This is a genomic window from Flavobacterium hercynium (assembly GCF_002217285.1).
In the GTDB taxonomy this organism is placed as follows: Bacteria; Bacteroidota; Bacteroidia; order Flavobacteriales; family Flavobacteriaceae; genus Flavobacterium; species Flavobacterium hercynium.
The window spans coordinates 158,383-170,325 of the sequence record NZ_MUGW01000025.1; the positions used below are offsets into that span (position 1 = coordinate 158,383).

Genomic DNA, 11,943 nt, shown 5'->3' on the forward strand with positions numbered 1-11,943 from the left:
GATTGGCTGATTTTACTTATATAATTTTTTAATCCTAATTCTTATGAATCTGACTCCTATCAACATACAAAAAAATAAAGGCTGCTTCTACCAAAAGAAACAACCTGCGTTATTCTAAATCGATTTTGTAAAATATTTTAATGAATTTCGACCTAAATGTGTAAAAACAATATCTTTAACAATCCCATACTTATTAAATCGGAACTATTTCAAAAAAAAGACGTTAATAAATGGGCTGCTGCTTCAAACTTTATTCCTATTAGGTATAAAAAAAGCTACAAATTAGTGTTGCAATAGAAAATATTATTTTATCAGTAAAAAAAAGGCAAAAAAAAACCTCGTTTATAATTTATAAACGAGGTTTTGAATTCCTACAAAAATATTATTTTTTTGATTCTTCGATAGAAACTTTTCTGAATTCTTTTAAAAGTTTTTCAATTTCTAAAGTTGACTTACGTGCTCTAGGTCCAGCAGCTTTAACACCTTTCTCTGTTAATGATTCAGCCTCTGCTTTGAATGTGTCGATTTCGGCGTTGATTTTTAATAATAGATCTTTCATGCTTATACTTATTAAATTAGGGCACAAAAATAGAAGTTTGATCGATAGTTACAACAAAAAAGCTGTTAAATTTATGAATGTTTTTGGCTTTACTATTTACATTAAATCAACATAAAAGCTTAAAACTTAATATTCAATACTTTACAAAACACTTTTTCACCTTACTACTTCATAATCACTGCTTAGTAATTAAAAAAAACTTTTGTTTTACTATCGTATTTGGAAATTTATTGTAGTTTTTTGTAAGGTAAAGATTCTAGTTTTTTCGAACAAAAATCGAAGAACAAACTAACCTATGCCTATTTTACATTTACACTTGTCAAAAATGTATTCAAATATCATAATGCTTTGTAATCGTATTATGATTCATATTCTCTAATTTTCAAAATTTATCATATCTATACCTTAATAATATTTATTCTATTGCTTTCTACAAAAGTGATCAGCTCCTTCATATTACGACCGTCACTGGTATCGTTAGAAATTGAAATAATATGTGAATCATCTTTAATGTATAGAAAGAAAAAATCTTTTGTTAACACCGCTTTCTCTATCTGACACCACTGGTAGGTAAAAGTTCCTAATGGAGCTTGTACGTAAATGTTCGAAGCGGCAAAATTTAATTTGTACTTTCCAATAAAATCTGTGTACAAAACAAGCTTGCTTGTTAACTCGAGAATTACTTTGCAAATTGCATTTACAGAGAAACAGTAAAATGTAATAGACAAAATTATTAATACTAAATTTTGAAGTTCCCATTCTATGAGGTCATCTTCTGTTTTCAAAGTGAAAAAATTAAAAAAAATAATGTAGAATAAAATTAATATCAAAAAAAAAGTGATTTTTTCTTTGCATAAGCGCCTAAAATACATATTGTTCAGCTTTCTGATTTCAGTAAGATTTAACTCAAATTCTAAAGAAATTTTAGAGGTGTTCATATTAATTTAAGATAATAGCAGTTAGTATTAATTTTACAGGTCTGCTGATCCTTTCTTTCTCAAAAAAAATCAATAGTACACATGTAGGTTTTGTACAAAATTACTTAAACTTAAAAGTAAAAGGCATTTTTACAAACGCTAAAATTACCAATATAGGACATAATTTTTCGTTCTAAAAACACCTTAAAACAACAACTAAAAAATTAAATATCAACAACTTAAAATCAATCAAAAGGTTTTCAATGGACTAACAATTCATAAATTACACATCTTATTAAAACGGCCTGATTCATCTAACTTTTAACTTACTTTATGACTTTCTGTATATCCTTTAAATTGAATTGATATTTTACCTCCAAGACTACATTGACAAGATGAATCCTGAGTTAGCAGTTTAAAATTATTAATATTATCTTTTAATGCCGTTTTTTGCCATTTTGCAGGTACCGGACAACACGAACTTTGCGTAATACTGCACACCCCAAAATTTGGAATATTGAGTTCCGGAACTATATCACTCTCCGTCGCGATACGCTTGTTTTCGATTAGGCAAAAATCCTGACTCATTACTTTTAACTGACTTGGTTTTGCTCCTTTATCACAAAGCAAAATTGCTTTTTCTGTTACTTTCTCCGACATATTTTTCTATTTACGATTTAATACATTACCCCAAAAATTTATACTCGTATTTCTTTCTTCATAATTTTCATGACATTCGTCCAGGAAACGCTCCCACTCTATTTTGGTATATGATTTCCCTTTATACGTTTTAAAATAAGCGTTATCTTCTTTTTCTTTGCTTTCTAACGAATACAAGTACTGATCAAAAGGAGGTGTCAATTGATTATCATGAGAATAATAAGCGGTTTCAAATAAAACATCGCCTGTTGTTCCATCTATCAGAATATAGTCTCTTTTACCAATTGAATCTTTCGATGGCAAATAAACTTCATAAACAGGTTTCTTAATTTTGTCCTCAATTCGCCGGCTTACAACGACATTTTGTTTGTTATCATCGATGTCAATATCATGTTCTTTTTTAATTTTCAGAATTAATTCTTTTAACGAAAAACTGTACGGTTCATCATGATCTGTCTCTTTAATAAGGATCCCATTTTCATTATAAAATTTTCCAATAGCAATTGGAAATTGATTAAAACACATAACATAAGCTCTTAAAACAGCTGATTTTTTATCATAAATCCATGTTTTGGTATATCTATTAAAAGTTAAACTCCTCTTTATTTGTATTTTATTTTTATGAGAAGTAATGCGTACCCGCTCATTTCCTTTTTTCAAAAACTTATCATTTTCTGATGAAGTCCAGTCTTGATCAATCTCCCAGTCTTGATATTTAGCTATAGTAAAATATTCCATTTTATTTTGGTTTATAGGATTAGTATTGCTGTTCTATTTGCCGTGAAGCAGGACATAATGATACCAGGCATACCATTATGAATATCTTAATCATTTAATTAAAAAATAGTGCCATTAAATGATATTATCATTTATGATTTTCCATTGCCAGTACCATGTCGAATAAGCTTCTTTACTATATCCCATTACATTGTTTGTAGCACTTGTAGGATTGGATACTGGTTGAATAGTATTAGCTTTTCCATTAGGAAAAGTATATTTATAATTAGATGTATGAGACGGTATTACATCATGGTCCCGATGTGAATGATAAAGCCCCAGACCATGAAGCACCTCATGAGCTAATACATGTTCATAACCGCTTGATACATCTGTATACATTATAACATTTGACATCCCTACAGCTTCAACCTCGCCGAATGTACCTACATCATTTGAACTGACTCCAAATTTGAAAATGGTAAAATGATCCTCATATTTTTCATTCTCCAAAGCACCGGTTGCATCTTTAGACATAAAAAAAAGTTCTTTACATTTTTCGTATAAATCTGAATTTAGTACACTTTTTCCGTTCGTAGCAATCATATGTTTTATACTTGATCCTGATAGAAATTTGCCTGAATTTGTAAAATCCGGATACTCACTTAAATCCAAAGTAGTATCCTCCATAATAGGCACAATTAGAGCTTGATGTAAAGTCTTGTATAAATTTTCTTTTTCTTCGGTAGAAAATGATGCATATTCTGTAGGCAATGATGGATCTGTAGCAGTCCAAATGCCTACTAAAACAAAATTCTCTTCATGGCGCGCTGTTTCATCATTTTTAAGAACTTTTAGTCTACCTGCAAGTTTTCGCTCTACTATATCTGTAGCAGCAGATCCTCCTGAAGCATTAGAAGCTATTTTTGGATAAGCATAAATATCAATATACTGATCGCGATCAAGATCCTCCAGGCAGGTTATTTTTATAGTAATGTTTTTATCTTCGAGTCCGTTTGTTTTTGTATTCTCGCTAAGCGTATCCGTATCAACTTCTAACAAATCATCATCATATTCAAACTCTAACTTCTCCAGGTCTTCCTCGATATCAATAAGCAATTTTAACTCAGCTTCATAAGGAGGCATAACTAAAGGTATATCAGTCAACGAGTCTACAAAATCTTCTGAAAATAAGGTTAGATAAGGTACAAAGTATTCTGTCGGGACAGATGCTGCTCCTGCTGCAGGCGTCGTTTTTCTTGTAATGGGTATGGACTCATATTCCAGTTTTAGTTTTTCAAAAGCTTCTACATTCGTGAGATTGGTTTTACCGTCTTTGTAACCGCTTTCAATAATACTTTCATAATCGGGTTCTGTGCTTAAACCATTGTCTTTTTCGCGAAGCCAGTCAAAACCGAATTCTCCTTTCCAGCTTGAAAGTGGTCTAAAATAAACTGTAGCGAGTGCAATATGCTCTACAGGAGCAGCCTCTATTGTTTCAGGCGAATTGGTAAAGCTATTACCATTAGCACCGTGTATTTTTGCAGTACCCTGGCTGTTGATAATGGCCTCTTCATCAGAATGTACTATTACCTGTTCTTTACCATGCGTTTTGACTACTTTACCTTCGATATCAATCGTATCGTTACTGTTTATTAAAACTTTACCGCTACATAAATTCATAAAACCCTTTATGTATTGCTTCATTTCTTTTCCGCTGATATAAATTTTACTCAGTGCGTTAAGTATATAATCATTCGTCGTAATCTGAGTAGTTTCTGATGCGTTGATAATTAACTTCTTAACATCGATTTTTAAAATATCTGCTCTAAAATCGATAGTGTGATCTCCATTCAGCCCCATTTTACTGTTGGAAGCATCCTGAACTAAAATACTTCCTTCACCATCATTCATTACCAAGCGATTACCGCTTCGTGTGGCTAATACTTTAAGGTCATTATTTGGGGTACTGAAACCGCTTTTTTCTTTATTATTGGTCATAATACCTTTTACAACAGGCAGTTCTGCATTGCCTCCCTGAAAATCTACCAAAACAGTATCACCAATCTCAGGAATAATATGCGAACCTCTGCTGCTGCCTCCGTAATTTTGAAGTAATGGAATATAAGGTGTGGTTTTATTTTTAGCTTGTTGCCAGGGCATTTGTACCTGAACGCCACTTAATCCATCAGGATCAGCATTGGCGGTTACTATTGCAGTCTGACTTGTGCAATGTGGCAATAAATCGGGATTGGTTTGTGGAGAGAAAACGGAACCATTAAAGTTTACGGCTGTAAAATGATTTTCGTAAGTTCCCTGATCTTCGCAAAAATGTGATATAGCTGTTACACAATACGTGCTTTCGAGCTGTACATCAACACCTTTTATGCGAACTGTATTACCAAGTGTAATTCCGGGAACCTCGCTTGTTGCTTTTATCTCCATTAATTCACCCAAAACCGAGCGCATCTTATTTTTAGCATATTCTTCTAAAGTTGATTTTCCCCGTCCGCCAACAGCATTTTGATTCAGCTGTAGTTGTGATTTCTGATTAAAAACCGTAGCCGATTTGTTTAAAAAATTCTGATGAAAACCGTCGCATTCATTGCGATACTGCATGATATCATCTTTTGCATAATCTCCACTGCGATTATCGTTTTCTATAACTTCAAAAAGAGAAGGAACTACTTTCATCGTATAATCAAATTGTTGCATGTTTGTACCATACACCAATGTTGGTTCACCTCCCGAAGTTCCCGGAGCACCAAAAACCATCACACGGCCGTTGTCGTAAAAGTAATGTCCGTACCGTTTGGCAAGACTGTTTAAGAAATCAAAAGTACTTTCATTATACTGAACGGTATACGGCAGGAGATTCTTGTAAAACGGAAAAATATTCAGATCGATATCGTAGCCCGCTTTGGTCTCGGTTACAATATCGTTTAAGGATTTGTTGGTAAAAGAGTTGCATTTCAAACCATCATCTAAAAGTACAGAACAACTGTGACCCGAAATAAATAGCGTTTCTTCGAGATCCTCAATTCTGGATTTTCGTGTTTTGATTTTGGTTACAATGCCCGAAAAATGCAGTACGTAATCGTTACAGTTTGTAAAAAGCATCAGATCCTCTAATCCTTCAACGGGTTTGATTTCGATGGTAACTTTTTCGCCATACAAACGTTGCGAGACGGGCATAACGCTTTTAAATTCTGACACCAAAAAGTCTTGCCTTACTTCTACTGAAAAGGTATTGTGAGCATGAATCTTCTGATTGATTTTTAAATTACTGAAATTCGTAATCGTAATGTCACCAATTGTAATGGTTACGTTGGTTTGCAATGCCATAGCATTTATTGATTTAAAGTTTGGTTATTAACATGCTATTCAAACTTTAAATCAATTGCTGAGTGGTATTCAAAAAGAGATAAAATAGCATGTGTTTATTTCCCTAAATTAAGAATAAATATTAAACAGACAAGGGAAATAATATTATTTAACAAAAAAGGAATCAGTTACATTGTAAGTAGTGTATTGAAATTTTAAATTATTTCTTTTTACAGATATAACAATTCTTTTTACGGGGTATTAATACTTCTAAAAATTTAGCGCTTTTTTTAATCTTCGTTATTATTAAACCATTTTTCTTCAAAGTCTTCCCATTCTGTTTTAGTATACGATTTACCTTTGTACGTCTTGTAATAAGAGTTGTTATTTTTATCTTTATTTTCTTCGTCTAAAAAATAAAAATATTTACTGTAAGGAGAGGGAAATTTCACATTAACTCTACACTTAGGATAATAAAAATCAGTTTCAAGTAAAATCTCACCTGTCGCTCCATCTATTAAAAAACAATCCGTCATATAATGAGGATTATTTTTGGATCCAATTTCAACTTTATAATAAGTTTTTTTATCACTAAAACTTACAAATCTTTTTGTCCTAATATTTAGTTTTAGATCTGCTATGTCCACATTACATTCTTTTTTAATTTTATCACTAACTTGTGCTAGTGAAAAAATATAAGGTTCGTCGTTATTTTTTTCTAAAATCAAACCACCATTTTTATAATAGATTTTATCAACTCCTATTGAAAGATCATTTAAGTAATTTTCTTCTCTAAGTATTGTTTTAGTAGAATCATTATATACTTTTACTTTTCGATAGAGATTTTCTACAGAGGTATTTTCTACATGTATTTTGTGATTATAAAATGATATTGATAAACGTTCATTTCCTTTTCTTAAATATTTATGACTTTTGGATTGTGATTTAGACTTGTCCTTTTTCCAGCTTTTGTATTTTTCCATGCTAAAGAATTCAATGTTTCTATTGTTGTCCTTTAATTGTTGACTTTTTCTCTCTTTCTCTTGCAAAGCGAGCAAGTACTGATCATATGGAGGAGGAACTGTATCACTTTGTAAATTGGAGCATATAGTTTCAAACAAAATATCACCTGTTGTTCCATCAAGTAAAACATAATTAATCTTTGCATTGTTGTTCTTGGACTGCATACGTACTTCGTAAAAAATCTTTGAAGAAATTCTATCTTCAGATTTACGTACTGTAGCTCCCTGAGTTTTGTCTTCTAAATCAATACTATACTCTTTTTTAATTTTTTCAACCAGTTCAATTATTGAATAATAACTCCAATATTCAATAGAAGTATACATAAAAGGAGCACCTTTGTCATCATATTCTAAATGAGAATGCATGTTAATGTCATAAAATGTCATAGAACGATGCTCTAAATGCTTGTCTTTTCCGTAATAATATGATTTTATTACATGTGTTTTTTTTGTGAAACTTCTATTTACATCTATTGTATTATCGTAATTATCTATAGTAATACGTTCGCTACCTTTTTTTAGATTTTTTTTATTTTCTCTCGTTTTACAATCTGTATCTATTTCCCAATCTTTGTAGATATCTGCATTAAAATATTCCATTTTATTTTTCTGTTGTGCTAAGCCATTAAAAGCTAAAACTAAGCACCAAATCATCACTAATTTATTCATCCTATCGATTTTTCTTAAAAATGTTATCAAGAAAAAAATTTCCTCCCTTTTTTCGTTCTTCGTAATCTCTAAACCATTCTTCCTCAAAAGCTTCCCATTCTTTTTTAGTGTAGTTTTTGCCTTTGTAGTTTTTGTAAAAAGCGTTGTCTTCTTGTTCTTTTTTTTCTTTGATCTCTAAATATTGGTCAAAAGGGGGCACTGCATGTTCATCATATCTGGAGAGAATAGTTTTAAATAATATTTCACCTGTTGTGCCATCAATTATAATACAATCCATTTCATAATTAGGAGATTTTTTAGACCGCATATAAACCTCATAATAAGGCTTTTGAGCATCGCCTTCCAACCATCGGTCTGCAACAGCATTTTGTCTTCTGTCTTCCAAATCAATATCATATTCTTTTTTAACTTTTTCAATAAGTTGCTGTAATGAAAACTTATAGGGTTTGTCGTTATCTATTTCATAAAGATGTACACCTTTTTCATCGTATGTTTTTTCTATCCCTATGGAAATTTGATAAAACTCCATAACAAAAACACGTAAAATACCGGTTTTTTTATCGTAAACATATGTTCTTCTGTATGGGTTTATTACGGAGCTTCTCTCTATCTGTATTTTGCCTTTATGGGACCATATTTGCACTCGTTCGCTATCTTTTTTGAGAAATTTATCATCTTCTGCTTGAGAATAACGGTTATCGATTTCCCAATCTTTATATTGTTCTATATTAAAATATCGCACTTCGTTTTTATTTTGATTATTTTTAGTTTTTTTAGATGTCGCTTTAATTTGACTATTACAACTATATGTTGTTATTATGAATAATAGAAAAAGTACTTTTTTCATCTTATAAAATATTAGAATTTATAATTTTCCATTGCCAACGCCAAGTTGTAAATCTAAGAGAACTGTAGCTCATTATATTGTTAATATTGCTTGAGTTGATAAAAGTATATTTATAATTAGCTCTTGTTGTTGGTATTATCTCGTAATCACTATGAGTGTGGCATAATCCTAAGCCATGTAAGATCTCATGGGGTAATGTATCATTACTATCCACATAAGGAAATTCAACGGAATATATAATTACGTTGCGGGTTCCAATACTTTCAACAGCGCCAGCTAAATTTAATTTATTGGATGAAACTCCAAACTTAAACACAGTAAAATATTTTTGATATTCAGCATGATTTAAAATGCTGTTTAAATTTTTAAATCGTAAAAATTCATCTCTGCAATCTGTATATAAAGCTGAATTATACTTAATTTCTGAAATTTTATACTTTATTTTTGATTTTGTTATATGTTTACCTTCGTAGGTAGCATTTTTTAAAAATCCAAGATTATTTGATAAATCTAGGGTTGTTTCTTCAATAAAAGGGATAATGAGTGCCTGATGGAGTGTGTTGTATAAAATTTGTTTTTCTTTGGGATAGATTTTTCCGTTCTTACTAGTTTTTATATTCGTTTCCACCTCCACGAGCACAATCTTCTCCTCCCTTCTCACAGTACTATCATTCCTAAGCACTCTAATTCTTCCCGCTAGTTTTCTGTCTTCGATCGTGGGTTGTATTTTTTTGCCTGCAGCATTGGTGCGGGCTTTGGGATAAGCATACAGATCAATATTATAATCGCAGTCAAGGTCTTTTAAACAGGTGAATTTTATGATGGTGTTTTTTTCTTCCAGACCATTGGTTTTGGTTTTTATAGGCAATACTTTACTGCTTACTTTAAACAAGGTTTCATCAAACTCAAATTCAAGTTTTTCAAGATCTTCTTCAATGTCGAAAAGCAATTTTAATTCGGCTTCATATTGTGGCTTTATAGCTGTTGTGGCTGGCATAGCATCTACAAACTCTTTGGAAAAAAGCGTGAGATACGGTACAAAATATTCTGTTGTTCCGGCTGTAGCGTCTTTTCTGGTGATCGGGATGCTTTCATATTCTTTTTTTAGTTTTTCAAAAGCCTCGATTTTGCTTAGATTGGAGATGCCATCTTTGTAACCGCTTTCGATAATGCTTTCATAATCGGGTTCCAAATTTAAACCATTGTCTTTTTCGCGAAGCCAGTCAAAACCATATTGTCCTTTCCAAATCGGAGAAGGTCTAAAATAAACTACCGCAAGGGCAACAGCTGCTGTGGGAACAGCTTCGATTTTCTCGGGGGTATTGGTAAAATGGTTTCCGTTTGCACCATGAATTTTTGCGGTACCCAAACTATTGATCATCGCGGCTTCATCAGAATGCACCATCGCCTGTTTTTTACCGTGTAGTTTAACCACTTTTCCTTCGATATCAATCGTATCATCGCTGTTTATCAAAACCTTACCACTGCACAGGTTCATAAATCCTTTGATGACTTGTTTTAGTTTTACACTGCTAATGTATATTTTACTAAGTGCATTAAGGGTATAATCGTTCGTCGTGATTTGGGTACTTTCTGAAGCGTTGATAATGAGCTGTTTTACATCAATATTAAGTGTGTCGGCTCTAAGTGAAATGTTATGATTGCCGTCTAACGTTATACTATTGTTAGAAGCGTCCTGAAGCAAAATGCTTCCGGCGCTGTCATTCATCACGAGTTGATTACCACTTCTGGTGGCGAGTACTTTGAGGTCGTTGTTTGGTGTGCTGAAACCACTTTTTTGTTTCGCATTGGTCATTATGCCTCGAACCACAGGCAATTCAGCATTATTACCCTGAAACTCTACCAAAACAGTGTCACCTACTTCGGGTATAATATGCGAACCTCTGCCAGCTCCACCATAATCCTGGAGTATCGGAATATAAGGCGTTGTTTTGTTTTTTGCTTGTTGCCACGGCATTTGCACCTGAACAAAACTTAATCCATCGGGATCAGCGTTGGCGGTAACTATTGCCGTTTGGCTTACACAGTGTGGAACTAAATCGGGATTGGTTTGAGGAGAAAAAACAGAACCGTTTAAGTTCACGGCAGTAAAGTGATTCTCGTAAGTTCCCTCGTCTTCGCAAAAATGCGTTATGCTTGTTACACAATACGAACTTTCAAGCTGAACGTCTACACCGGTTATACGTACTGAGTTGCCCAGTGTAATTCCCGCTACTTCACTTTTTGCGTTTACCTGCATTAGCTTGCCTAACACAGCACGCATTTTGTTTTTGGCGTATTCTTCGAGAGCTGTTTTACCGCTTCCTCCGGCAGGATTCTGATTGAGTTGTTGTTGCGCTGTCTGGTTAAAAACAGCATTGGATTTGTTTAAAAAATTCTGCTGAAAACCATCGCATTCGTTACGGTACTTTAGTGTTTGATCTGTCGAAAAATTTCCTGTACGATTGTCGTTCTCCATAATTTCAAGCTGAGAAGGCAACACTTTCATTTCATAACTAAACTCCTGCATGTTCGCGCCATACACCAACGTGGGTTCTCCGCCCGAAGTTCCCGGAGCGCCAAACACCATCACACGACCATTGTCATAAAAATAATGCCCGTATCGTTTGGCAAGACGATTTAAAAAATCAAAAGTAGTTTCGTTGTATTGTACCGTATAGGGTAGGATATTCTTGTAAAACGGAAAAATATTCAGATCAATATCATAACCTGCTTTGGCTTCGGTTACAATATCGTTTAAAGACATATTATGGAAAGAATTGCATTTTAAACCATCATCTAAAAGGATCGAACAACTGTGACCCGAAATAAAAAGGGTTTCTTCGAGATCTTCAAAACGGGATTTTCGTGTTTTGATTTTGGTTACGATTCCCGAAAAGTGAAGCACATAATCATTACGGTTTGTAAAAATCATCAGGTCATCCAATCCATCAATGGGTTTGACTTCGATTGTTACTTTCTCACCATACAAACTTTGCGAGACTGGCATGACACTTTTAAATTCGGGAACAAGTAAATCCTGACGCACTTCTACCGAAAAGGTATTGTGAGCGTGAATCTGTTGATTGATGATTAAATTACTGAAGTTGGTGATTGTAATGGCACCAATTTTAATTGTTGTGTTGGTTTGTAAAGCCAAGGCGTATATTGATTAAAGTTTATAGCTGATAAAAGGTTCATCAAACTTTAAGTCAATAATAGAATTGA

The 11,943-nt window shown here is 32.9% G+C and carries 8 protein-coding genes; all 8 read right to left on the bottom strand.

Features of this window, described 5'->3' with window-relative positions; all coding sequences use genetic code 11:
- Positions 1 to 382: 382 nt before the first annotated feature.
- The 8 genes from B0A66_RS12905 to B0A66_RS12940 all read right to left on the bottom strand — a co-directional run bounded on the left by B0A66_RS12905 (position 383) and on the right by B0A66_RS12940 (position 11,875).
- Positions 383 to 559: a histone H1 gene (locus tag B0A66_RS12905; protein WP_089050255.1), complete on the bottom strand. Its 177-nt coding sequence runs from the start codon at positions 557 to 559 to the stop codon at positions 383 to 385.
- Between the two features lie 398 nt (positions 560 to 957).
- The gene (locus B0A66_RS12910; RefSeq protein ID WP_123868239.1) at positions 958 to 1,344 is read right to left on the bottom strand and encodes a hypothetical protein; all 387 of its coding nucleotides are present in this window, start codon (positions 1,342 to 1,344) and stop codon (positions 958 to 960) included.
- A gap of 453 nt (positions 1,345 to 1,797) precedes the next feature.
- Positions 1,798 to 2,136 (bottom strand): DUF4280 domain-containing protein, encoded by a 339-nt coding sequence (locus B0A66_RS12915; RefSeq protein WP_089050257.1) that lies wholly within the window; start codon positions 2,134 to 2,136, stop codon positions 1,798 to 1,800.
- Between the two features lie 6 nt (positions 2,137 to 2,142).
- Positions 2,143 to 2,874: a hypothetical protein gene (locus tag B0A66_RS12920; protein WP_089050258.1), complete on the bottom strand. Its 732-nt coding sequence runs from the start codon at positions 2,872 to 2,874 to the stop codon at positions 2,143 to 2,145.
- Between the two features lie 114 nt (positions 2,875 to 2,988).
- Positions 2,989 to 6,198 carry a phage baseplate assembly protein V gene (locus tag B0A66_RS12925; protein ID WP_089050259.1) on the bottom strand — a complete coding sequence of 1,070 codons (3,210 nt, stop codon included), beginning with the start codon at positions 6,196 to 6,198 and terminating at the stop codon, positions 2,989 to 2,991.
- Positions 6,199 to 6,467: 269 nt separating this feature from the next.
- On the bottom strand, positions 6,468 to 7,868 hold the full coding sequence (locus B0A66_RS12930; protein WP_089050260.1) for a hypothetical protein: 1,401 nt from the start codon (positions 7,866 to 7,868) through the stop codon (positions 6,468 to 6,470).
- Position 7,869: 1 nt separating this feature from the next.
- Positions 7,870 to 8,715, bottom strand: a complete 846-nt coding sequence (locus tag B0A66_RS12935) for a hypothetical protein (RefSeq protein WP_089050261.1) — start codon at positions 8,713 to 8,715, stop codon at positions 7,870 to 7,872.
- A gap of 1 nt (position 8,716) precedes the next feature.
- Entirely contained in the window at positions 8,717 to 11,875 is a 3,159-nt protein-coding gene (locus tag B0A66_RS12940; RefSeq protein WP_089050262.1) for a contractile injection system protein, VgrG/Pvc8 family, read from the bottom strand.
- Positions 11,876 to 11,943 lie beyond the last annotated feature (68 nt).

Excerpts from the sequence above, each read along its gene's own strand:
- B0A66_RS12925 (WP_089050259.1), bottom strand. The coding sequence starts at position 6,198 with ATGGCATTGCAAACCAACGTAACCATTACAATTGGTGACATTACGATT.
- B0A66_RS12905 (WP_089050255.1), bottom strand. The coding sequence starts at position 559 with ATGAAAGATCTATTATTAAAAATCAACGCCGAAATCGACACATTCAAA.
- B0A66_RS12915 (WP_089050257.1), bottom strand. The coding sequence starts at position 2,136 with ATGTCGGAGAAAGTAACAGAAAAAGCAATTTTGCTTTGTGATAAAGGA.
- B0A66_RS12935 (WP_089050261.1), bottom strand. The coding sequence starts at position 8,715 with ATGAAAAAAGTACTTTTTCTATTATTCATAATAACAACATATAGTTGT.
- B0A66_RS12930 (WP_089050260.1), bottom strand. The coding sequence starts at position 7,868 with ATGAATAAATTAGTGATGATTTGGTGCTTAGTTTTAGCTTTTAATGGC.
- B0A66_RS12920 (WP_089050258.1), bottom strand. The coding sequence starts at position 2,874 with ATGGAATATTTTACTATAGCTAAATATCAAGACTGGGAGATTGATCAA.